The sequence below is a fragment of the Curtobacterium citri genome, from assembly GCF_030362955.1.
Lineage (GTDB): Bacteria > Actinomycetota > Actinomycetes > Actinomycetales > Microbacteriaceae > Curtobacterium > Curtobacterium citri.
Map to the genome: position 1 here is coordinate 49,582 of NZ_JAUCML010000005.1, position 21,295 is coordinate 70,876.

The 21,295-nt window shown below is 70.5% G+C and carries 21 protein-coding genes; 10 read left to right on the plus strand and 11 right to left on the minus strand.

Annotated features, from left to right (window positions below; all coding sequences use genetic code 11):
- Positions 1–117: 117 nt before the first annotated feature.
- Entirely contained in the window at positions 118–822 is a 705-nt protein-coding gene (locus QUG92_RS09080; protein WP_069710851.1) for a 3'-5' exonuclease, read from the plus strand.
- A gap of 260 nt (positions 823–1,082) precedes the next feature.
- On the opposite strand, the gene QUG92_RS09085 is transcribed toward QUG92_RS09080, so the two are convergent.
- The 3 genes from QUG92_RS09085 to glgA all read right to left on the minus strand — a co-directional run bounded on the left by QUG92_RS09085 (position 1,083) and on the right by glgA (position 3,457).
- Positions 1,083–1,331 (minus strand): type B 50S ribosomal protein L31, encoded by a 249-nt coding sequence (locus tag QUG92_RS09085; RefSeq protein WP_022905175.1) that lies wholly within the window; start codon positions 1,329–1,331, stop codon positions 1,083–1,085.
- Between the two features lie 134 nt (positions 1,332–1,465).
- Entirely contained in the window at positions 1,466–2,248 is a 783-nt protein-coding gene (locus tag QUG92_RS09090; RefSeq protein ID WP_182047411.1) for an ABC transporter ATP-binding protein, read from the minus strand.
- Between the two features lie 9 nt (positions 2,249–2,257).
- Positions 2,258–3,457 (minus strand): glycogen synthase, encoded by a 1,200-nt coding sequence (glgA, locus tag QUG92_RS09095; protein ID WP_182047412.1) that lies wholly within the window; start codon positions 3,455–3,457, stop codon positions 2,258–2,260.
- Between the two features lie 47 nt (positions 3,458–3,504).
- On the opposite strand from glgA, the gene QUG92_RS09100 reads away from it, so the two are divergent.
- Entirely contained in the window at positions 3,505–4,746 is a 1,242-nt protein-coding gene (locus QUG92_RS09100; protein WP_182047413.1) for a glucose-1-phosphate adenylyltransferase, read from the plus strand.
- A gap of 77 nt (positions 4,747–4,823) precedes the next feature.
- Positions 4,824–5,462, plus strand: a complete 639-nt coding sequence (gene serB, locus QUG92_RS09105) for a phosphoserine phosphatase SerB (RefSeq protein ID WP_289458795.1) — start codon at positions 4,824–4,826, stop codon at positions 5,460–5,462.
- 25 nt (positions 5,463–5,487) lie between these two features.
- On the opposite strand, the gene fabG is transcribed toward serB, so the two are convergent.
- Complete coding sequence (gene fabG, locus QUG92_RS09110; protein WP_289458796.1) at positions 5,488–6,201, minus strand: 3-oxoacyl-ACP reductase FabG; 714 nt, start codon at positions 6,199–6,201, stop codon at positions 5,488–5,490.
- 157 nt (positions 6,202–6,358) lie between these two features.
- Here fabG and QUG92_RS09115 point away from each other — a divergent pair, with 157 nt between their 5' ends.
- The 3 genes from QUG92_RS09115 to QUG92_RS09125 are packed head-to-tail and all read left to right on the plus strand — an operon-like array spanning position 6,359 to position 8,147.
- Positions 6,359–6,850: a DUF3099 domain-containing protein gene (locus QUG92_RS09115; protein WP_182047415.1), complete on the plus strand. Its 492-nt coding sequence runs from the start codon at positions 6,359–6,361 to the stop codon at positions 6,848–6,850.
- Positions 6,850–7,158 (plus strand): hypothetical protein, encoded by a 309-nt coding sequence (locus QUG92_RS09120; protein ID WP_069710845.1) that lies wholly within the window; start codon positions 6,850–6,852, stop codon positions 7,156–7,158. The genes QUG92_RS09115 and QUG92_RS09120 overlap by 1 nt, the downstream gene beginning before the upstream one ends.
- A complete protein-coding gene (locus QUG92_RS09125) occupies positions 7,155–8,147 on the plus strand; it encodes an SURF1 family cytochrome oxidase biogenesis protein (RefSeq protein ID WP_289458797.1) in 993 nt (330 codons plus the stop codon). The genes QUG92_RS09120 and QUG92_RS09125 overlap by 4 nt, the downstream gene beginning before the upstream one ends.
- Before the next feature lie 71 nt (positions 8,148–8,218).
- Here QUG92_RS09125 and QUG92_RS09130 read toward each other — a convergent pair whose 3' ends face one another.
- Complete coding sequence (locus QUG92_RS09130; protein WP_182047417.1) at positions 8,219–9,817, minus strand: ABC-F family ATP-binding cassette domain-containing protein; 1,599 nt, start codon at positions 9,815–9,817, stop codon at positions 8,219–8,221.
- Between the two features lie 116 nt (positions 9,818–9,933).
- Between QUG92_RS09130 and QUG92_RS09135 the strand changes: the two genes are divergently transcribed.
- Positions 9,934–10,533 carry a biotin transporter BioY gene (locus QUG92_RS09135; RefSeq protein ID WP_069710843.1) on the plus strand — a complete coding sequence of 200 codons (600 nt, stop codon included), beginning with the start codon at positions 9,934–9,936 and terminating at the stop codon, positions 10,531–10,533.
- 292 nt (positions 10,534–10,825) lie between these two features.
- Here the strand turns inward: QUG92_RS09135 and QUG92_RS09140 are convergent, their stop codons facing one another.
- The 5 genes from QUG92_RS09140 to sufB all read right to left on the minus strand — a co-directional run bounded on the left by QUG92_RS09140 (position 10,826) and on the right by sufB (position 15,030).
- The gene (locus QUG92_RS09140) at positions 10,826–11,155 is read right to left on the minus strand and encodes a metal-sulfur cluster assembly factor (RefSeq protein WP_069710842.1); all 330 of its coding nucleotides are present in this window, start codon (positions 11,153–11,155) and stop codon (positions 10,826–10,828) included.
- The gene (sufC, locus tag QUG92_RS09145; protein WP_182047419.1) at positions 11,155–11,922 is read right to left on the minus strand and encodes a Fe-S cluster assembly ATPase SufC; all 768 of its coding nucleotides are present in this window, start codon (positions 11,920–11,922) and stop codon (positions 11,155–11,157) included. The genes QUG92_RS09140 and sufC overlap by 1 nt, the downstream gene beginning before the upstream one ends.
- A 61-nt stretch (positions 11,923–11,983) precedes the next feature.
- Positions 11,984–12,310, minus strand: coding sequence for a non-heme iron oxygenase ferredoxin subunit (locus QUG92_RS09150; RefSeq protein WP_083263608.1), 327 nt, complete (start codon positions 12,308–12,310; stop codon positions 11,984–11,986).
- Positions 12,310–13,611 carry a Fe-S cluster assembly protein SufD gene (gene sufD / locus QUG92_RS09155; RefSeq protein ID WP_182047420.1) on the minus strand — a complete coding sequence of 434 codons (1,302 nt, stop codon included), beginning with the start codon at positions 13,609–13,611 and terminating at the stop codon, positions 12,310–12,312. Before sufD ends, QUG92_RS09150 begins: the two co-directional genes overlap by 1 nt.
- Positions 13,612–15,030 carry a Fe-S cluster assembly protein SufB gene (gene sufB / locus QUG92_RS09160; RefSeq protein WP_289458799.1) on the minus strand — a complete coding sequence of 473 codons (1,419 nt, stop codon included), beginning with the start codon at positions 15,028–15,030 and terminating at the stop codon, positions 13,612–13,614.
- A gap of 255 nt (positions 15,031–15,285) precedes the next feature.
- On the opposite strand from sufB, the gene QUG92_RS09165 reads away from it, so the two are divergent.
- Positions 15,286–16,272, plus strand: coding sequence for a COX15/CtaA family protein (locus QUG92_RS09165; protein WP_182047421.1), 987 nt, complete (start codon positions 15,286–15,288; stop codon positions 16,270–16,272).
- A gap of 276 nt (positions 16,273–16,548) precedes the next feature.
- On the opposite strand, the gene QUG92_RS09170 is transcribed toward QUG92_RS09165, so the two are convergent.
- Positions 16,549–17,493, minus strand: coding sequence for a heme o synthase (locus QUG92_RS09170; RefSeq protein ID WP_069710838.1), 945 nt, complete (start codon positions 17,491–17,493; stop codon positions 16,549–16,551).
- 371 nt (positions 17,494–17,864) lie between these two features.
- Here QUG92_RS09170 and tkt point away from each other — a divergent pair, with 371 nt between their 5' ends.
- Positions 17,865–19,958 carry a transketolase gene (tkt, locus tag QUG92_RS09175; protein ID WP_182047422.1) on the plus strand — a complete coding sequence of 698 codons (2,094 nt, stop codon included), beginning with the start codon at positions 17,865–17,867 and terminating at the stop codon, positions 19,956–19,958.
- Between the two features lie 156 nt (positions 19,959–20,114).
- Positions 20,115–21,227, plus strand: coding sequence for a transaldolase (tal, locus tag QUG92_RS09180; protein WP_289458800.1), 1,113 nt, complete (start codon positions 20,115–20,117; stop codon positions 21,225–21,227).
- Positions 21,228–21,295: the final 68 nt, after the last annotated feature.

Sequence of the window (21,295 nt, forward strand, 5' to 3'; positions counted from 1 at the left end):
GCGCGGCTCACCGCCGACGAGGCGGGTCGCGTGGACCGTGTCGGTGCGTCCCGTTAGCCTCGGGACGTGACGTACACCGGAACCACGCTCGACACGCCCGCACCGGCCTTCCCCGGGATGCAGGACCTCAGCGGACGCCCGTGGTGGCACGCCCTCGGCGTGTTCGACCTCGAGACCACCGGCGTCGACGTCGAGACCGCGCGCATCGTCACCGCGCACGTCGGCCTGATCGACATGACGGGCCGCTCCATCGTCGGCGGTGCGTGGGTCGCCGACCCGGGCATCGCGATCCCCGAGGGAGCCGCGGCCGTGCACGGCTACACGACCGAGCGCGCCCAGGCCGAGGGGCGTCCGGCGAGCGAGGTCGTCGCCGAGGTCATCGCCGCGGTCGAGGCCGTGTTCGCCCGCGGGATCCCGCTCGTCATCTACAACGCCCCGTACGACCTCACCGTGCTCGACCGCGAGGCCAAGCGGCACGGCTTCGCCTCCCCCGTCATCGGCAACGTCGTGGACCCGCTCGTGATGGACAAGGCGCTCGACACGTACCGGAAGGGCAAGCGGACGCTCGAGGCGGCGTCGGAGCTCTACGGCGTCACCCTCTCCGACGCGCACGACGCCCAGGCCGACGCCGTCGCTGCCGGACGTGTCGCGCAGGCCCTCGCCGCGAAGTACCCGGAGGAGCTCGGCATCTCCGCCGAGGAGCTCCACCGCAAGCAGGTCGGCTGGTGCTCCGACCAGGCGACCTCGTTCCAGGAGTACATGCGCAAGCAGCGCGACCCGTCCTTCACCGCCGACGGGCGCTGGCCGCACCGCAACGCCTGAGCGCGTCGGCGACGCCGCGTCCTGCCCGCGCGAGCGGCGTGGCGGGGTGGCACCGCGCCTCCCGGCCGCCGCTGCCGTGTCGTCCGCACAACGGGAGGCACGTCGCACCACGCGATCGCACGGCACGACGTGCCTTCCGTGGTGCCGGAGCACGGCGCACCACGAAGCAGCGCCCGGGCGCACTGCGCCCGCACCGCGCCCGCGACGCAGAACGGGCGGTCTTCCCGCAGGAGGACCGCCCGTTCGAGCGCGGGGGCTGCTTACTTGCTGAAGCCCTTGAAGCGCTGGTTGAACTTCTCGACGCGACCGGCCGAGTCGAGGATGCGCTGCTTGCCCGTGTAGAACGGGTGCGACGCCGACGAGATCTCGACGTCGATGACCGGGTAGGTCGCACCGTCGAGCTCGATGGTCTTGTCGCTGGTCGCGGTCGAACGCGTCAGGAACGTCTCACCGGAGGCCAGGTCGCGGAAGACGATGGCGTTGTACTCGGGGTGGGTGTCGGTCTTCATGGAGATTCCTCGGTTGGAGATGGTGGGAGGTGCGCGGATGCCCGGTCCGGGCGGACCCGGGTGGCCACCGCGCGGGAAGTCTGCGGCGTGCGCCAGCCGTTCACGTTACCAGACGACGGCCGTGATCGGGAGCGTCAGACGGCGCGTGCCGTGTACCGACCGGCGTCCTTCGACACGGTCAGTTCGATCCCGAACGCCTCGGAGAGCGTGGCGGCGGTCAGGACCTCGTCGACGGGACCGGCGGCCTGGATGCGGCCGTCGGCGAGCACGAGGGCGTGCGTGAAGCCGGCGGGGATCTCCTCGACGTGGTGGGTCACGATGACGATCGCCGGCGAGTCGCCGCTCTGGGCGTAGCCGCCGAGCGTCCGGACGAGGCTCTCGCGGGCGCCGAGGTCGAGCGACGCCGCCGGCTCGTCGAGGAAGAGCACCTCGGGGTCGGTCATCACGGCGCGGGCGATCTGCACCCGCTTCTGCTCGCCGTCGCTCAGCTCGCCGAAGGTCCGCTCGGTGAAGTCGCCGAGGCCCCACTCGTCGAGCACGCGCTGGGCACGACGGACGTCGAGCTCCTCGTACTCCTCGTTCCAGCGGCCCGTGACGGAGTACGCGGCGGTGAGGACGACGTCGAGGACCTTCTCGGTCACCGGGATGCGCCGGGCGAGCGCGGTCGACGCGAAGCCGATGCGCGGCCGCAGCTCGAACAGGTCGGCCCCGCCGAGCTCGGTGCCGAGCACCTCGACCTCACCCGACGTCGGGAAGGTCTGGGCACCCGCGACCTGGAGCAGCGTCGTCTTGCCGGCGCCGTTCGCGCCGAGCACCACCCAGCGTTCGTCGTCCTGCACCTCCCACGAGATCCCGTCGAGGATGGTGGCCCCGTTGCGGACCACGGAGACGTCTGACAAGCGCACGACCGAGGGCATGGCCCCAGCCTACGGCTTCCGGGCGAGCACCCCGTCGTAGACCTGCCGTGTCCGCCGTGCGATCGCGTCCCACGTGAACTCGCTCTCGACGCGCATGCGTCCGGCGCGTCCCATGAGCTTCGCGAGCCCCTCGTCGGCGAGGACCTCCTCGAGCCCGGCCGCGAGGTCCGCGACGAACCGGTCCGGGTCGTTCGGCGTGCCGGTGCCGTCCTGCGCCTGGTCGATCGGCACGATGCGTCCGGTCAGGCCGTCGGCCACGACCTCGGGGATGCCGCCGGTGCGCGTGCCGACGACGGGGATGCCGCACGCCATGGCCTCGAGGTTCACGATGCCGAGGGGCTCGTAGATCGACGGGCAGACGAAGACCGTGCCGGACGAGAGCACGTTGACGATCTCGCGGTGCGCGAGCATCCGGTCGATCCACACGACGCCGTCGCGCTGCTGCCGCAGCGACTCGACGAGCCCGGTGACCTCGGCCATGATCTCCGGGGTGTCGGGCGCGCCGGCGCACAGGACGATCTGCACGTCCGACGGCAGGGACGCCACGGCGCGGAGCAGGTAGGGCAGGCCCTTCTGCCGGGTGATGCGCCCGACGAAGACGACCGAGCGGCGCGTCGGGTCGATCCCGAGGGCGCGGACGGCGTCCTCGTCGACGGTGGGCTTCCACTCGTCGATGTCGATGCCGTTGTAGACGACGTGCACCTTGGCCGGGTCGATCGACGGGTACGAGCGGAGGATGTCGGCGCGCATCGCCTTCGACACCGCGATGACGCCGTCGGCCTGCTCGAACGCCTCGCGCTCCATCCAGCTCGACAGGCGGTAGCCACCGCCGAGCTGCTCGGCCTTCCAGGGGCGCAGCGGCTCGAGGCTGTGCGCGGTCACCACGTGCGGGATGCCGTGCGTGAGCTGCGCGATCCGCCCGGCGGCGTTCGCGTACCAGGTGTGCGAGTGCACGAGGTCGGCACCCGCGACGTCGGCCGCGATGGCCACGTCGGTGCCCAGCGCCTGCAGCGCGCCGTTCGCGCCCTCGAGCCCGGCGGGCGTGCCGTACGCCGTCACGCCCTGCTCGTCGCGGTGGCCACCGAAGGCCCGCACCCGCACGTCCGTGTCCGTCCCCGACCGCAGCGCAGCCGTGAGCTCGGCCACGTGGACACCCGCTCCGCCGTAGACCTCCGGCGGATACTCCCTGGTCAGTAGATCGACTCGCACGGACTCAACGTAACGGGTTCACTGTCCGGACGCCTACTGTGAACCACATGGCACCAAAGAAGGTATTCGGCATCGTGCTCGCCGGAGGCGAGGGCAAGCGGCTCATGCCGCTCACGGCCGACCGCGCGAAGCCCGCTGTCCCGTTCGGTGGGAACTTCCGCCTCATCGACTTCGCGCTCTCGAACCTGGTCAACTCCGGGTTGCAGAAGATCGTCGTCCTGACGCAGTACAAGTCGCACAGCCTCGACCGCCACGTCGCCGAGACATGGCGCATGGAGGGGCTGCTCGGGTCCTACGTCGCGTCGGTGCCGGCGCAGCAGCGTCTCGGCAAGCGGTGGTTCGCCGGTTCGGCGGACGCCATCCTGCAGTCGCTCAACCTGCTGCGCGACGAGCGCCCGGACATCGTGGTCGTGGTCGGTGCCGACCACGTCTACCGCATGGACTTCCACCAGATGATCGAGGCCCACATCGCCTCCGGCCGCAGTGCCACGGTCGCGGCGATCCGCCAGCCGATCGGACTCGCCGACCAGTTCGGGGTCATCCAGGTCGACCAGGACGACCCCACCAAGATCGACGCCTTCCTCGAGAAGCCCAAGGACGCCGTCGGCCTCGCGGACTCCCCCGGCGAGATCCTCGCGTCGATGGGCAACTACGTCTTCGACGCCGACGCCCTCGTCGACGCCGTGCTCCGCGACGGCCAGATCGAGTCGAGCGCGCACGACATGGGCGGCGACATCGTGCCGGACTTCGTGTCCCGCGGCGACGCCGGCGTGTACGACCTGCAGCGCAACGACGTCCCCGGTTCGAACGAGCGCGACCGCTACTACTGGCGCGACGTCGGCACGATCGACTCGTTCTTCGACGCGCACATGGACCTCATCGCCCCCGTGCCGGTCTTCAACCTGTACAACCAGGACTGGCCGATCTTCAACCAGCAGACGAACCTGCCGCCGGCGAAGTTCGTGCGCGACGCGAACGGCAACACGGGTTCGACCGTCGACTCGATCGTCGCGCTCGGCTGCCTGCTGTCCGGCGCCCAGGTCGAGCGCAGCGTCATCGGTCCCTGGTGCGGGATCGACTCGGGCGCGAAGGTCCTCGACTCGATCGTGTTCGAACGCGCCTCGATCGGGGCCGGCGCCGTCGTCAACCGCGCCATCCTCGACAAGGACGTGGTGATCGCCCCGGGCGCGCAGGTCGGCGTCGACCGCGAGACGGACGAGGGCCGCGGCTTCACGGTGACCGAGTCGGGCATCACGGTCGTGGGCAAGGGCGTCCGCGTCGAGGCCTGACACCTCGGACCCGGCCTGGAGGCGCGGCTGACGTCACAGACGTCGGCCGCGCCTCCTGCTGTCGGTACCGTTGGTCCGTGCCACGCTTCCTCGTCGTCCTCGATGCCGACTCCACGCTGCTCGAGGACGAGGTCATCGAACTGCTCGCCGACCACGCCGGGACCCGGCCACAGGTGCAGGCGGTGACGGAGCGCGCCATGCGCGGGGAGATCGACTTCGCCGAGAGCCTGCGGGAGCGGGTCGCGACCCTGGCGGGCCTCCCGGCCGACGTCACCGCACGCGCGCAGGAGGCGGTCCGCGTCACGCGGGGCGCCGACGAGCTGGTCCGCGGCGTCCACGCCGCGGGCGGGACCGTCGGCGTGGTGTCCGGCGGCTTCCACGAGGTCCTCGACCCGTTCGCCGAGCGGCTCGGCCTCGACCACTGCCGGGCGAACCGGCTCGAGGTGGTCGACGGCGTCCTCACCGGGCGGGTCCGGGGCGAGGTCGTCGACGCGCAGGCCAAGGCGGCCGCGCTGCGCGAGTGGGCCGGTGCCGACGGGGTGGGAGCAGCGCAGACGGTCGCGGTCGGCGACGGGGCGAACGACCTCGAGATGATGCGCGTCGCGGCACTGTCGGTCGCCTTCGACGCGAAGCCGCGCGTGCGCGCCGAGGCCGACGTGGCGGTGGTCGACCGCGACCTCTCGTCGGTGCTCGCCGCACTGGGCCTGCGCGGCTGAGCGGCCGCGCGACCCGAGTTCCGGCCTAGTGGCCCATCCCGAGACCGCCGTCGACCGGGATGACCGCCCCGGAGACGTACCCGGCGCCGTCGCTCGCCAGGAACAGCGTGGCGTCGGCGACGTCGTCCACGGTGCCGTAGCGCGCCGCCGGGATCTGCTTCTTGAACTCGGCCTGCAGCTCCTCCGGCAGCGCCGCGGTCATGTCCGTCTGGATGAAGCCCGGCGCCACGACGTTCGCCGTGATGCCCCGCGAGCCGAGCTCACGGGTGATCGACCGCGCCATGCCGACGAGCGCGGCCTTCGACGACGCGTAGTTGACCTGGCCGACCTGGCCGTAGGCACCGACGACGCTCGACATCAGCACGATCCGGCCGAACCTCGCCTTCATCATCCCCTTCGTGGCGCGCTTGACGACCCGGAAGGTGCCGGTCAGGTTCGTGTCGACCACGCTCGTGAAGTCCTCCTCGGACATGCGGAGCAGCAGCTGGTCGTTCGTGATGCCGGCGTTGGCGACGAGCACCTCGATCGGGCCGAGCTCGGCCTCGACCCGCGTGAACGCGGCGTCGACCGAGGCGGAGTCCGTGATGTCGGCGGCGACGGTGAGCGCGCCCTCGGGGCCGCCCTGGCCGCTGCGGGAGGTGACGGCGACGCGGTGTCCGGCGGCGACGAAGCGGGCCGCGAGGGCGTGGCCGATGCCGCGGTTGCCGCCGGTGACGAGGACGGTACGAGAGGTGGTCATGATCGCGCTTCCGTTCGAGTGGTGGTGACACGGCGCACCACGGTCGCGAGGACCGCCGGACACGCCCGGACGAGCGTACCGGAGCCGGTCCCCGCAGCTGTCCCCCGCGCGGCGGGCCCACTGTCGGTGGTGCGGGCTTAGGCTGGTGTCCGGGCGAATGGAAGAACACCGTATGAAGTCGACGCAGCGCCGGTTCCACGCGACGCACACCACCTCGGGTTCCACGCAGAGCATCACGTCACTGCCGGACTCCCCTGAACTCGATCGCGCACACCGGCTGTCGAAGTACGTCTGGCAGATGGCCGTCCGCGTCGTGTGTTTCATCGGCGCCGTGCTCATCTGGACGACCTGGCACTCGTGGCTCGCGGTGATCCCGATCGTCCTCGCCGCCGTCATCCCGTGGGTCGCGGTCATCCTCGCGAACGCCGGCAGCCGCGCCGAGAGCGACATCGTGTCCCCGGCCGGCGCCATCGAGCTGTACGACGCCGTCGACCCGCGCCTCCGCGAACGGCAGGAGGACGCCCGTGCCGAGGCGTACCGTGCCGAGCAGGAGCGCCTGCGCGAGCAGGCGCAGCACGCGCAGGAGGAGTGGCAGCGGAACGGTGACCGCTCCCGCGTCTGGTCCGCCAAGCCCCGGGCACGCCGCTGATGGGGGCGACGTTCGACCTGTTCACCGAGCCCGGTTCGACGCCGGTCTGCTCGCGCGCCGGCTGCACCAACACCGCTGAGTGGCGTGTCAACTGGCGCAACCCGCGCATCCACGCCATCGACCGCGTGAAGATCTGGGCCGCGTGCGAGGAGCACTGCGACTTCCTCGCCGACTACCTGCGTTCCCGCTCGTTCCCGGTCCGCGTGACCGGCATGCACGAGGACGTCGACCACCTCGACGACGTCCGTGCCCGCGAGGACGCCCCGAAGAACGACGTCGGGGTGCGCTCCAGCGGCACCGGACGATGACGGAGCAGTTCGACCCGAGCGCCCGCTACGGCCGGAAGCACGCCGCGAAGATCCAGCGTGCGGCGGCCGGCGACCGTGGTCCGACGGCGGTGCTCGACCGCGACGACGCTCCGGCTCCCGGAGGCGCCTCGGACCCGTTCGTCGGCTGGGGCTTCGTCCGCAGCCGTCGCTGGCTCGGCTACTTCGCGATCGCGGTCGCCTTCGCGATCGTCTGCACCCTGTTCGGCATGTGGCAGTGGGACCGCCGGAACGAGGCCGTCCGCCAGAACGAGCAGATCGCGCAGAACTACGACCACACCCCCGTACCCGTCGACCAGGCGCTCCCCCGGGCATCGAGCTGGAACGACGACCAGCAGTGGCTGCGGGTCGAGGTGACGGGCCGCTACGACGTCGCCGACCAGCTCCTCGTGCGCAACCGTGTGCACAACGGCCAGCCGGGCTTCGAGGTCCTCACCCCGCTCGTCACCGCCGACGGTCGGGCGTTCGTCGTGGACCGCGGCTGGGTGCCGACGGGCAACCGGCAGGACGCCCCGGACCACGTGCCCGCCCCGCCGAGCGGCGAGGTGACGGTCACGGCTCGCCTGCAGCAGAGCGAGCCCCGCATCCCCGGCCGCACCGATCCCGCCCACACCGACCAGGTGCAGTCCGTGACGCTCGCCGACGTCGCGGCCAAGGTCGACACCCCGATCTGGACGGGCGCCTACGGGCAGCTCGCCGCGGAGTCCCCCGCGCCGGACGAATCCCGCCCGCTGGGGTGGGACCGCCCGAGTGCCGACACCGGGCTCCACCTCAGCTACTTCATCCAGTGGTTCCTGTTCGCGGCCGGCGGCTTCGGCTTCCTGGCGTACCTGATGGTGCAGGAGTACCGGAACCTCAACCAGGACGACCCCGAGGAGCGCGAGCGCGCGCTGGAGCGGCAGCGGCGCAAGGACGCCAAGCCCCGTTCCGACGACGAGGTCGAGGACGAACTGCTGGGCGCGGGTCGCTGACCGCACGGCGACCGCCGGACGGACGGGAGGCCCGTGGCGGACTCCGCCACGGGCCTCCCGTCCGTCTCCGGCTACGCCAGCTCGATGAGCTCCGCGTAGTCCTTGTTCCAGTGGTCCTCGGTGCCGTCCGGCAGCAGGAGCACGCGCTCCGGGTTCAGCGCCTCGACCGCGCCGGCGTCGTGCGACACGAGGACGACCGCGCCCTCGTACCCGGCCAGCGCGCCGAGGATCTCCTCGCGCGACGCGGGGTCCAGGTTGTTCGTGGGCTCGTCGAGGAGCAGCACGTTCGCACCCGAGACGACGATCATCGCGAGCGACAGACGCGTCTTCTCACCGCCGGAGAGGACGCCGGCCTTCTTGTAGCCGTCGTCGCCGGTGAAGAGGAACGACCCGAGCACCCGTCGTGCCTCGGTCTCGGTGAGGTTCGGCGACGCCGAGACCATGTTCTCGATGACCGAGCGGTTCACGTCGATGTTCTCGTGCTCCTGCGCGTAGTACCCGATGCGCAGGCCGTGCCCGGGCAGGATCTCGCCCGTGTCCGGCTGGTCGGCACCCGCGAGGATCCGGAGCAGCGTCGTCTTGCCGGCGCCGTTGAAGCCGAGGATGACGACGCGCGAGCCGCGGTCGATCGCCAGGTCGAGGCCGGCGAAGATCTCGAGCGAGCCGTAGGACTTCGACAGCCCCTCGGCCATGAGCGGGGTGCGACCGCACGCCGCGGGCGTCGGGAACCGCAGCTTCGCGACGCGGTCGACTGCGCGCTCGTCCTCGAGGCCCGCGAGCAGCTTCTCGGCGCGTGCGACCATCTGGTGCGCCGCCGCGGCCTTCGTGGCCTTCGCGCCGAACCGGGCGGCCTGGTCCTTGAGCGTGGCGGCCTTCTTCTCGGCGTTCGCGCGCTCCTTGCGGCGGCGCTCCTCGTCGGCGGCACGCTGCCGCTGGTAGAGCTTCCACCCCATGTTGTAGACGTCGATGGTCTGCCGGTTGGCGTCGAGGTAGAACACGCGGTTGACGACCTCGTCGACGAGCTCGACGTCGTGGGAGATGACGATGACGCCGCCCGGGTAGGTCTTGAGGTGCTCCCGCAGCCAGACGATCGAGTCGGCGTCGAGGTGGTTGGTCGGCTCGTCGAGGATCATCGTCTCGGCGTCCGAGAACAGGATGCGCGCGAGCTCGATGCGGCGGCGCTGACCACCGGAGAGCGTCTTGAGCGGCTGGTCGAGGATGCGGTCCGGGAGCTTGAGGTTCGACGCGATGGAGGCGGCCTCGGCCTCGGCTGCGTAGCCGCCGAGCGCGTTGAACTGGTCGTCGAGCCGGCTGTAGCGGCGCATGGCCTTCTCGGCGACGTCGGCGTCCTCGCTCGCCATGTCGAGCGTCGCCTGGCGGATGCCCTCGACGAGCTCGCCGAGACCGCGGGCGTCGAGGATGCGCTTCCGCGCGGTGTCCTCCGGGTTGCCCGACCGGGGGTCCTGCGGCAGGTAGCCGATCTCGCCGGAGCGGTCGATCTTGCCGTCGGTCGGCTGCGACTCACCCGCCAGCGCCTTGGTCATCGTGGTCTTGCCGGCGCCGTTGCGCCCGACGAGGCCGATCTTGTCACCCTTCTCGACACGGAAGGACACGTTCTCCATGAGGAGGCGGGCCCCGACACGGATCTCGAGGTCGTGCACGGCAAGCACTAGAGGACGTCCAATCAGTTGGTGATGTGCACAACGACGTGTGCGGGAGGTGCACCGCTACGCTGACGGGACCGATGGTCCTCGAACGGGACCAGCAGTCCATTCTAGGAGAATCCATGACGAACGCCACCGGGTTCGCTCGCCGCGCAGTCCTCGCCGACCGCATCCGCACCTCGGGCCTCGCCACCGACGCCGCCCTCGTGGCCGGCGGTGCCCTCTTCACCGCGGCGCTCGCGCAGCTCGAGGTCCCGATGTGGCCGGTGCCGGTCACGGGCCAGACCCTGGCGGTCGTGCTCGTCGGCGCGACGCTCGGCGCCCGCCGCGGCATGCTCGCGCTGCTCGTCTACGCGGTCGCCGGCCTCGCCGGTGCCCCGTTCTTCGCCGACATGCAGGGCGGCCTGCAGGCCCTCGCGCTCCCGAGCTTCGGCTACGTGATCGGCTTCGTCCCCGCGGCCGGCGTGATCGGCTGGCTCGCCCGCCGCAACTGGGACCGGAAGGTCGGCCGTGCCACCGTCGCGATGCTGCTCGCCAGCGCGATCCCGTTCGTGACCGGTCTGCCGTACCTCGCCGTCGCCCTCGGCGCACTCGGTCTGCCGAACGACCTGCAGTCGGTGCTCGCCGCCGGCCTGTACCCGTTCATCGTCGGCGGGGTCGCCAAGGCGCTCATCGCCGCCGGCGTCCTGCCCCTGGCGTGGAAGCTGGTCGGACGCCGCTGACGCGACCGACACGAGGGGCCCCGCACCGTCCGGTGCGGGGCCCCTCGTCGTCCGTGCCCGCACGTTCCGGCTCGCCCCGACTTGCGACGGCTCGCCATGCGTCGCCACGCGTCGCCACGCGAGCGTGCAGGACACGCCGCGCGTCGCTCGCCGGACGCGCACTTGCTGTCGCCGGGAACGGTCGACCGTGACGGATCCCGCCCGCTCGGGCCGCGACCGACTCCCCCACCGACGACGGACGGGAGGCGCGGTGCCAGCCGGCACCGCGCCTCCCGTCCGTCCGTGGTGGCGTCTAGATCGAGAAGCCGAGCGCGCGCATCATCTCGCGTCCGTCGTCCGTGATCCGCTCGGGACCCCACGGCGGCATCCAGACCCAGTTGATCCGGAACGCGTCGACGATGCCGTCGAGCGCGTTGGCCGTGTCGCCCTCGATGACGTCGGTGAGGGGGCAGCCCGCGCTCGTCAGCGTCATGCTGATGACGAGTGCGTTCGCCTCGTCGTCCATCGCGAGGTCGTAGATCAGGCCGAGGTCGACGATGTTGACGCCGAGCTCCGGGTCCTGGACCTCCTTGAGGCCCTCGACGACCTCGTCGAACTTCTCCGGGGTGAGTGCGGCGATCATCAGTTGCCCGCCGCCGCGGCCTGCACGTAGCGGTCGTAGCCCTCGTTCTCGAGGCGCTCGGCGAGCTCCGGGCCGCCCTGCTCGGCGACCTTGCCCGCCACGAACACGTGCACGAAGTCCGGCTTGATGTAGCGGAGGATGCGCGTGTAGTGCGTGATGAGCAGCACGCCCAGGCCGGTGGCGGCCTTGGCACGGTTGACGCCCTCGGAGACGATCTTGAGCGCGTCGACGTCGAGACCGGAGTCGGTCTCGTCGAGCACGGCAAACTTCGGCTTGAGCAGCTCGAGCTGCATGATCTCGTGGCGCTTCTTCTCGCCGCCCGAGAAGCCCTCGTTGACGTTGCGCTCGGCGAACGACGAGTCCATCTTGAGGTCGGCCATCGACTGGCGGAGGTCCTTGACCCAGCCGCGCAGCGCCGGTGCCTCGCCGTCGATCGCCGTCTTGGCGGTGCGGAGGAAGTTCGACACCGTCACGCCGGGGATCTCGACCGGGTACTGCATCGCGAGGAACATGCCGGCGCGGGCGCGCTCGTCGACGCTCATCGCGAGGACGTCCTCGCCGTCGAGCGTGATCGAGCCGCCGACGACGTTGTACCGGGGGTGCCCGGCGATCGTGTAGGCCAGGGTCGACTTGCCGGAGCCGTTCGGGCCCATGATCGCGTGGATCTCGCCCTCGTTGATCGTCAGGTCGACGCCCTTGAGGATCTCCTTGACACCCTGGTCGGTGTCGATCGAGACCTGCAGGTCACGGATTTCGAGAGTGGACATTCACGTTCCTTCGGTTGAAGCGTCAGGTGCGGCGTCAGCCGCGGAAGCAGTGGGGCGCTGGTCAGTCGACCGGGACCGGGTCGTGCACGTCGACGTAGACGTCGCCGTCGCGGACCTCGACCCGGAAGACCGGCACGGGCTCGTACGCGGGGAAGTTCTGCGGCTTGCCGGTGGCGAGCGAGAACCGCGACCCGTGGGCCCAGCACTCGAGCGTGTCGCCCTCGACGAAGCCCTCGGCCAGCGAGATGTCGCCGTGGGTGCAGGTGTCCCCGATGGCGTGCACCGTGCCCGCGGAGTCCTTCACGATCGCGACGGCCGTGCCGTCGACGACGGCACGCATCGGGCTGTCGACGGCGATCTCGGACTCGGCGCAGACCTTCTCGGCCATCAGGCGTCCGCCTGCTCGGCCTCGGGCTCGGCCGCCGCGACCGCGGTGCGGCCGTCGGCGAGCTCCTGCTCCACCGCGGCGATGAGGCGCTCCTCGAGCTCGGGCGCGCCGATCTTCTGGATGACCTCGACGAGGAAGCCGAGCACGACGAGACGACGGGCCTCCTCCTCCGGGATGCCGCGGGCCTGCAGGTAGAACAGCTGCTCGTCGTCGAAGCGACCGGTCGCACTCGCGTGGCCGGCGCCCTCGATGTTGCCCGTCTCGATCTCGAGGTTCGGGATGCTGTCCGCACGCGTGCCGTCGGTGAGGACGAGGTTGCGGTTCTGCTCGTACGAGTCGGTGCCGTCACCGGCGCGGCCGATGAGGACGTCGCCGATCCACACGGTGTGCGCGCCCTCGCCCTGCAGCGCGCCCTTGTAGTTGACGCGGCCGCGGGTGTTCGGTGCGTCGTGGTTCACGTACACCTGCTGCTCGATGTACTGCCCCGCGTCGGCGAAGTACACGCCGTACATCTCGGTGTCCGCGCCCTGCGCGCCGAGGTGCGTCGAGGGGTTGACCCGGACGACGTCGCCGCCGAGCGAGACCACCACGTGCTTGAGGAAGGCGTCACGGCCGACCTCGGCGAACTGCGTCGACACGTGCACGGCGTCGTCGTCCCAGTCCTGCAGGCTGACGACCGTGAGCCGAGCACCGTCGCGGACGACGATCTCGACGTTCTCGCTGAGGAGCGCCGAGCCGCGGTTGTCGATCACGACGATGCCCTGCGCGTGCTGCTCGGCCGTGATGACCGTGTGCGCCGCGCGGGGCTGTGTGCCGAAGTCCGAGCGGGTGATCGAGATCGACTCGTGCGCCTCGGTCGCCTTGACGGTGACCTTGAGGACCGCGTCACGAGCGGTCCACGCCGCGGCCGCAGCGCGGTCCTCGGGCAGCCCGGCGGAGCCGACGGCCGGGTCGTCGCTGCGACCCCACTCGACGTCCGCGCCCTCGGTCTGCCGGGCGAGGAACGGGTACGCCGAGCCGTCCAGGCCACCGTCGAGCAGCGGCTGGAGCTTCGCCAGCGGTGCGAACTTCCAGTTCACCTCGCGGCCGGTCACCGGCGGGAAGGCGTCGAGCTCACCGGACTGCGGGCGCTCCGAGCGGGTCTGCACGGGGACCTTCGCGTCCCAGCCGCCGTCGGAGTGCGCGCGAGCGCCGTGCTGCTCGGTGCCCTGCGCCGCTGCCGAGGGCTCGACCGGCTGGTCGATGCGGGGCGCGGGGGTGGTCCCGTCGGTCGGTGTCGGGTTGGTGCTGGTGTTCGACATCTAGCCGACGGATCCTTCCATGCTCATCTCGATGAGCTTGTTGAGTTCGAGCGCGTACTCCATCGGGAGCTCGCGGGCGATCGGCTCGATGAAGCCACGGACGATCATCGCCATCGCCTCGTCCTCCGGCATGCCGCGGGACATCAGGTAGAAGAGCTGCTCCTCGCTCACACGCGAGACCGTGGCCTCGTGCCCGAGCTGGACGTCGTCGACGCGGATGTCGATCGCCGGGTAGGTGTCGCTGCGGCTGATGGTGTCGACGAGCAGCGCGTCACAGCGGACCGTGTTCGCGGCGTGGTGCGCCGCCGGGTCCACGCGGACCTCGCCGCGGTACCCGGCGCGGCCGCCTCCACGGGCGATCGACTTCGAGACGATCGACGACGTCGTGTAGGGCGCCATGTGGACCATCTTCGCGCCGGCGTCCTGGTGCTGGCCGGGGCCGGCGAACGCGACGGAGAGCGTCTCGCCCTTGGCGTGCTCGCCGGCGAGGTAGATCGACGGGTACTTCATCGTCACCTTGGAGCCGATGTTGCCGTCGATCCACTCCATCGTCGCGCCCTCGTGCGCGATCGCACGCTTGGTGACGAGGTTGTAGACGTTGCTCGACCAGTTCTGGATCGTCGTGTAGCGCACGCGGGCGTTCTTCTTCACGATGATCTCGACCACGGCCGAGTGCAGCGAGTCCGACTTGTAGATCGGAGCGGTGCAGCCCTCGATGTAGTGGACGTAGGAGTCCTCGTCCGCGATGATCAGCGTCCGCTCGAACTGGCCCATGTTCTCGGTGTTGATCCGGAAGTACGCCTGCAGCGGGATCTCGACGTGCACGCCCTTCGGGACGTAGACGAACGAGCCGCCGGACCAGACGGCGGTGTTCAGCGCGGCGAACTTGTTGTCGCCGGCCGGGATCACGGAGCCGAAGTACTCCTCGAAGAACTCGGGGTGCTCGCGCAGCGCCGTGTCGGTGTCCATGAAGATGACGCCCTGCTCCTCCAGGTCCTCGCGGATCTGTTGGTAGACGACCTCGGACTCGTACTGCGCGGCGACGCCGGCGACGAGGCGCTGGCGCTCGGCCTCGGGGATGCCGAGACGCTCGTAGGTGTTGCGGATGTCCTCGGGCAGCTCTTCCCAGGTCTGGGCCTGCTTCTCCGTGGACTTCACGAAGTACTTGATGTTGTCGAAGTCGATGTCCGACAGGTCCGCGCCCCACGAGGGCATCGGCTTGCGGTCGAACAGCGTCAGCGCCTTGAGGCGGAGCTTGCGCATCCACTCCGGCTCGTCCTTGCGGGCGGAGATGTCACTGACCACCTCGTCGGAGATGCCGCGTCGAGCGGAGGCACCGGCACTGTCGGAGTCGGACCAGCCGAACTCGTACTGGCCGAGCCCTTCGAGTTCGGGACGGTCGATGAGCACGTCGGACATGGTCTCCTCGTTTCCTTCTCGCAGAAGCAGCGTCTCCGGGTGACAACCCGGGACGTCCGGACGCCATTCCACCGCGGACCTCCGACAGGAGGAGCCACGGCGCTGCTGCCCCGCAACGTCGATGGTTCCACGGAGTCTCGGGTTGCACCGGCGAACACGGCCCATTCGGAGCCGGCGCCTGCCTAGACTTGACTGCCGCTGAACCCTCGAATCCTACAGGTTCACCGCACGGAACAACAGGAAGGCACCACCCTCGTGACTCGCGTCGGACCCACCGTCGAGCAGGGCGTCCAGCCGGACACCCGCAACCCGCGGTGGTGGTCGCTCCCCCGCGCCGTCGACCGTCGCGTGATCTGGCTGGCCTGGGCCTCGTTCGTGGTCGAGGTCGTGCTCATCGGCACGGGCGGCCTCGTCCGGCTGACGGCGTCGGGCCTCGGCTGCCCGACCTGGCCGAAGTGCACCGCCGAGTCGCTCGTGTCGACGCCCGAGATGGGCGTCCACGGCGTCATCGAGTTCGGGAACCGGCTCCTCACCTTCGTGCTCGTCGTGGTCGCGATCGCGATGTTCCTCGCGGTCGTCCGGATGCGCCGGACGCGTCCCGAGCTGTTCTGGCTCGCGTTCGCCCAGGGCATCGCCATCCCGGTGCAGGCCGTCATCGGCGGCCTGAGCGTGCTGACGAACCTCAACCCCTTCGTCGTCGGCCTGCACTTCGTCGTCTCGACGACGCTCGTCGCGGTCACCGCGACCCTCGTCTACCGTTCGATGAACGGTCCGCGTGCCGCCGCCCGACTGGTGCCGGCCTGGTACACCGGCGTCGTCCGGGGCACCGTCGCCGCCACCGCGGTCACGGTGCTCGTCGGCATCCTCACCACGGGGTCCGGGCCGCACGCCGGGGCCGACGAGGCCGTCGACGGCGGCCGACTGCACCGCACGGGCTTCGACCCGCAGCTCATGGAGCACCTGCACGCGGTGCCCGCCTACGTCCTGTTCGGCCTCACGCTGGTCCTCGTCGTCGGGGCGGTGCTGCTGCGGACGTCGAGCCGGTGGGCGCTCCTGCTGCTGGTCGTCGAGTTCGTCCAGATCGCCGTCGGGCTGACCCAGGCGCGCACGGGCCTGCCGGTGGGCCTCGTGGGCACGCACATGGTGCTCGCGGGGCTGCTCGTCGGCGCCGTCACCGTCCTGGTGCTCTCGACGCGCGCGAGCGCCGGCCGCTCGGCCCACCGGGAGCCCGTCGCCGCCTGAGCCGCGCCGACGGCACCGCTCCACCGACATCCCACGCGTCGATCGACGCGTGGGATGTCGTCGTTCCGGGCCTTCCGGGGCGGCGTCCGAAGCGTAGCGCGGCCACGTTACGGACGGGAAGCGCTCCACCCGCCCGCGCCGCGCCTCCCGTCCGGTGCTCGGGCACCTGCACGCCCCACGCGCACCAGCGACAGCGCCACCGCACCCCGAGCGCGCCCGGACGCACGAGACGCCGCCGGGGACCGGCGGCGTCTCGTGCGCTGGGGCGGACCCGCCCTACAGCGAGAAGGTGAAGACCTGCGGCAGCAGCGGGTCGATGCCCACCGCGATGAAGAGCAGCGTCAGGTACGTGATCGAGCTGTGGAACACGCGCATCGGGTGGACCTGCTCGACGTGCTGGATCGCCCGCGAGTACAGGCGGTGCGACTCGACGACGAACCAGATCCCGCCGGCCAGCGCGACCACCGTGTAGAGCGGCCCCATGTTCGCGACCGGGATGAGCAGCAGCGAGCAGACGAGCGTCGCCCAGGCGTACAGAACGACCTGGAGCCCGACCACCGTGCGGCCGCGGACCACCGCGAGCATCGGGACGTCGGCGGCGTCGTAGTCGTCGCGGTACTTCATCGACAGCGGCCAGTAGTGCGGCGGCGTCCAGAGGAAGATCACCATGAACAGGATGACGGGCGCCCAGGTCAGCGACCCGGTGACGCCGGCCCACCCGATGAGCACGGGCATGCAGCCGGCCGACCCGCCCCACACGATGTTCTGCGGCGTGCGGCGCTTGAGCCACAGCGTGTAGACGCACACGTAGATGAGGATCGCGATGACGCTGAGCGCCGCGGCGAGCCAGTTCACGAGGAACCCGAGCACCGCGGTGGAGAGCACGGCGAGCACCCACGAGAACACCAGGGCCTCGCGGTCGGAGAGCTCCCCGGTGACGAGGGGGCGCGTGCTCGTCCGCTTCATCAGCCGGTCGATGTCGCGGTCGATGTAGCAGTTGAAGGCCGAGGCGGACCCGGCGGACATGGCGCCGCCGAGCATCGTCCAGAACACGAGCCACAGGTCCGGCACGCCGCGCTCCGCCAGGAACATCGTCGGCGCCGTGGTCACGAGCAGCAGCTCCATGACCCGGGGCTTCGTCAGCGAGACGTACGCCCGGACCTTGCGGGACAGCGACGAGCGGGGTCGATCGGTGTCGGGCCGGGTCGCGGTGGCAGTCAACAGGGGAACCTCAGTCCGTTCGCGTCAGCTCGCACGCTCGGTGGGCGGCTCCGTCACCGTCGGGGCGTGCGTCGACCCGGAATGCACACGGGCCGTCCCTAGTTTAGGCCATCGAGGCGCCGCGATGCTGCCCCGCCCCGCCGCCCGGGCCCACGCCCGACACGGCACCGTCGTCACCTGGACACCTTCTGTGTGCGTGGTCACTATGCTGGAGGGGCCTCCCGCAGTGCGCGCCCCGATGACGTCGGCCGCATCGAGCCGGTCGGCCGCCGTCGTACGGCGACACGACATCCGGCCCCGGGACGGCGATCATGTCCGTGCGATGGCACGAGCCCTCGCACATGTCGCAACAACGAAGGGTCAACATCCAAGTGGCTGAATTCACCTGGGACGCCATCGACAGGAAGGCCGTCGACACGGCGCGCGTCCTCGCCGCCGATTCGGTCGAGGCCGCCGGCAACGGTCACCCCGGCACCGCGATGAGCCTCGCGCCCGTCGCCCACCTGCTCTTCCAGAAGGTGATGCGTCGCGACCCCAGCGACTCCACCTGGATCGGCCGCGACCGCTTCATCCTCTCCGCGGGCCACGCCTCGATCCTCCAGTACGTGCAGTTCTACCTGCACGGCTACGGCCTCGAGCTCGAGGACCTGCAGCACCTGCGCAAGTGGGGCTCGAAGACCCCGGGTCACCCGGAGTACGGCCACACCGACGGTGTCGAGATCACCACGGGCCCGCTCGGCCAGGGCCTCGCCTCGGCCGTCGGCTTCGGCTACGCGCAGCGCTTCGAGCGCGGCCTGTTCGACCCGGAGACCGCCGACGGCGAGTCGCCGTTCGACCACTTCACCTACGTGATCGCCGGTGACGGTGACATGCAGGAGGGCGTCACCAACGAGGCCGCGAGCCTCGCCGGTCGCCAGCAGCTCGGCCGCCTGGTCGTCTTCTACGACTCGAACCAGATCTCGATCGAGGACGACACCGACATCGCGTTCTCGGAGGACGTCGCCGCCCGCTACGAGGCGCTCGGCTGGCACGTCCAGCACGTCGACTGGAAGAAGACCGGCGAGTACTCCGAGGACGTCGAGGAGCTGTACCGCGCCGTCGAGGCCGCCAAGGCCGAGACGACCAAGCCGTCCCTCATCGTCCTCAAGACGATCATCGGCTGGCCGTCGCCGACCAAGCAGAACTCCGGCAAGATCCACGGCTCCGCCCTCGGCGGCGAGGAGCTCAAGGGCCTCAAGGAGGTCCTCGGCTTCGACCCCGAGCAGACCTTCCACGTCGACCCCGAGGTCCTCGAGTACACCCGCGGTGCGATCACCAAGGGCCAGGCCGAGCACGCCGAGTGGACGAAGACCTTCGACGCGTGGGCTGCTGCCAACCCGGAGAAGAAGGCCATGCTCGACCGCATCAACGCGGGCGAGCTCCCCGAGGGCCTCGAGGAGGCGCTGCCGGTCTTCCCGACCGAGAAGGCCGTCTCGACCCGCGCCGCCTCCGGCAAGGTCATCAACGCCATCGCGCCGCTCATGCCCGAGTTCTGGGGCGGTTCGGCGGACCTCGCCGAGTCGAACCTGACCACGATCGAGGGCGCGAAGTCCTTCGGTCCGGCCGAGGCGTCGACGAAGACCTGGAGCACCGACCCGTACGGCCGCGTGCTGCACTTCGGCATCCGCGAGCACGCGATGGGTTCGATCCTGTCCGGCATCGTCCTGCACGGGAACACCCGCCCCTTCGGCGGCACCTTCCTGATCTTCAGCGACTACATGCGTCCGGCGGTCCGTCTCGCCGCGCTCATGAAGGCGCCGGCGATCTACGTCTGGACCCACGACTCCATCGCCCTCGGCGAGGACGGCCCGACGCACCAGCCGATCGAGCAGATCACCGCGCTCCGCGCGATCCCGGGTCTCGACGTCGTCCGTCCGGCCGACGCGAACGAGGTCTCGTACGCCTGGCTCGAGATGCTCAAGCACAAGGACCGCCCGGCCGGCATCGCGCTGAGCCGCCAGAACCTCCCCGTCTTCGAGCGCGGCGAGGGCGAGGCGTCCGGCGACACCTTCGCCTCGGCGAAGAACGTCGGCAAGGGTGCGTACGTGCTGGCCGAGGCGCCGAACGGCACCCCGGACGTGATCCTCATCGCGACCGGCTCCGAGGTCCAGATCGCCGTCGACGCCCGCGAGCAGCTCAAGGGCGAGGGCATCAACGCCCGCGTCGTGAGCGCCCCGTCGCTCGAGTGGTTCTTCGAGCAGTCGGAGAACTACCGCGAGCAGGTCCTGCCGAAGGCCGTCACCGCACGCGTCTCGGTCGAGGCCGGCATCGCGATGAGCTGGCGCGACATCGTCGGCGACAAGGGCCGCAGCGTGTCGATCGAGCACTTCGGTGCATCGGCCGACTACCAGCGACTCTTCGCCGAGTTCGGCTTCACCACGGAGCACGTGGTCGCAGCCGCCAAGGAATCGATCGCAGCGTCCTGACCCACGAGGGGCCGGATCCGGTACGCCGGGTCCGGCCCCTCTGCCGGGAGGCACGCAGCGGGCCCGCCCCGCGCCTCCCGGCCTCCAGACCACGACACCACGGCCCCGGTCGCGTCACGCAGACCGGGCCGGTCGACGAAAGAAGAAGAGATACCCATGGCTGAGAACACCCCCACCGCCGCCCTCTCCGAGGTCGGCGTCAGCATCTGGCTCGACGACCTGTCGCGCGAGCTCCTCGAGACCGGCAAGCTCACCGAGCTCATCGAGCAGAAGAACGTCGTGGGCGTCACCACGAACCCGACGATCTTCGCGTCGGCCCTCGCCAAGGGCGAGCGCTACGACTCGCAGGTCAAGGAGCTCGCGGCGAAGGGCACCGACGTCACCGAGGCGATCTTCGAGATCACCACGCAGGACGTCGCGAACGCCTCCGACGTCTTCAAGCCGATCTACGACGAGACCAAGGGCTTCGACGGCCGCGTCTCGATCGAGGTCGAGCCGGGCCTGGCACACGACACGCAGAAGACCATCGAGCAGGCGAAGTTCCTGTTCGACAAGGTCGGCCGCGAGAACGTCCTCATCAAGATCCCCGCGACCCTCGAGGGCCTCGAGGCCATCACCGAGGTCATCGGTGCCGGCATCTCGGTCAACGTCACGCTGATCTTCTCGCTCGAGCGCTACCGCGCCGTCATCGACGCCTACCTCGGTGGCCTCGAGAAGGCCAAGGCCGCCGGCCACGACCTCTCGAAGATCCACTCGGTCGCCTCGTTCTTCGTGTCGCGCGTCGACTCCGAGATCGACAAGCGCCTCGACGCCGTCGGCACCGACGAGGCGAAGGCCCTCAAGTCGAAGGCCGGCATCGCCAACGCGCAGCTCGCGTACCAGGTCTGGACCGAGCAGTTCGCCACCGAGCGCGCCCTGGGCCTGCTCGAGTCGGGTGCCAACACGCAGCGTCCGCTCTGGGCGTCGACCGGCGTCAAGGACCCGTCGCTGCCCGACACGCTCTACGTGACCGAGCTCGCCGCGCCGAACACGGTCAACACCATGCCGGGCAAGACGCTCGACGCCACGTTCGACCACGGCGAGATCCACGGTGACGCCATCGCCGGCTCGTTCGAGGGCGCCCAGCAGGTCATGGACCAGATCGCCGCCCAGGGCGTCGACTACGACGACGTCGTGGCGCTGCTCGAGAAGGAGGGCGTGGACAAGTTCAACGTCTCCTGGGGCGAGCTCGTCGACACGGTGAAGACCGCGCTCGAGAACGCGAAGTAAGCAGGAACCGGAGCCGAAGCGTCGCGGGGACGGTACCACCGTCCCCGTGACGCGGGCACCCTCGGTCA

What these genes read in the sequence shown, in the direction of transcription:
- QUG92_RS09080 (WP_069710851.1), top strand. Translation starts at nt 118, where the DNA reads ATGCAGGACCTCAGCGGACGCCCGTGGTGGCACGCCCTCGGCGTGTTC.
- QUG92_RS09085 (WP_022905175.1), bottom strand. Translation starts at nt 1,331, where the DNA reads ATGAAGACCGACACCCACCCCGAGTACAACGCCATCGTCTTCCGCGAC.
- QUG92_RS09090 (WP_182047411.1), bottom strand. Translation starts at nt 2,248, where the DNA reads ATGCCCTCGGTCGTGCGCTTGTCAGACGTCTCCGTGGTCCGCAACGGG.
- QUG92_RS09100 (WP_182047413.1), top strand. Translation starts at nt 3,505, where the DNA reads ATGGCACCAAAGAAGGTATTCGGCATCGTGCTCGCCGGAGGCGAGGGC.
- fabG (WP_289458796.1), bottom strand. Translation starts at nt 6,201, where the DNA reads ATGACCACCTCTCGTACCGTCCTCGTCACCGGCGGCAACCGCGGCATC.
- QUG92_RS09115 (WP_182047415.1), top strand. Translation starts at nt 6,359, where the DNA reads ATGGAAGAACACCGTATGAAGTCGACGCAGCGCCGGTTCCACGCGACG.
- QUG92_RS09120 (WP_069710845.1), top strand. Translation starts at nt 6,850, where the DNA reads ATGGGGGCGACGTTCGACCTGTTCACCGAGCCCGGTTCGACGCCGGTC.
- QUG92_RS09125 (WP_289458797.1), top strand. Translation starts at nt 7,155, where the DNA reads ATGACGGAGCAGTTCGACCCGAGCGCCCGCTACGGCCGGAAGCACGCC.
- QUG92_RS09135 (WP_069710843.1), top strand. Translation starts at nt 9,934, where the DNA reads ATGACGAACGCCACCGGGTTCGCTCGCCGCGCAGTCCTCGCCGACCGC.
- QUG92_RS09140 (WP_069710842.1), bottom strand. Translation starts at nt 11,155, where the DNA reads ATGATCGCCGCACTCACCCCGGAGAAGTTCGACGAGGTCGTCGAGGGC.
- sufC (WP_182047419.1), bottom strand. Translation starts at nt 11,922, where the DNA reads ATGTCCACTCTCGAAATCCGTGACCTGCAGGTCTCGATCGACACCGAC.
- QUG92_RS09150 (WP_083263608.1), bottom strand. Translation starts at nt 12,310, where the DNA reads ATGGCCGAGAAGGTCTGCGCCGAGTCCGAGATCGCCGTCGACAGCCCG.
- sufD (WP_182047420.1), bottom strand. Translation starts at nt 13,611, where the DNA reads ATGTCGAACACCAGCACCAACCCGACACCGACCGACGGGACCACCCCC.
- sufB (WP_289458799.1), bottom strand. Translation starts at nt 15,030, where the DNA reads ATGTCCGACGTGCTCATCGACCGTCCCGAACTCGAAGGGCTCGGCCAG.
- tal (WP_289458800.1), top strand. Translation starts at nt 20,115, where the DNA reads ATGGCTGAGAACACCCCCACCGCCGCCCTCTCCGAGGTCGGCGTCAGC.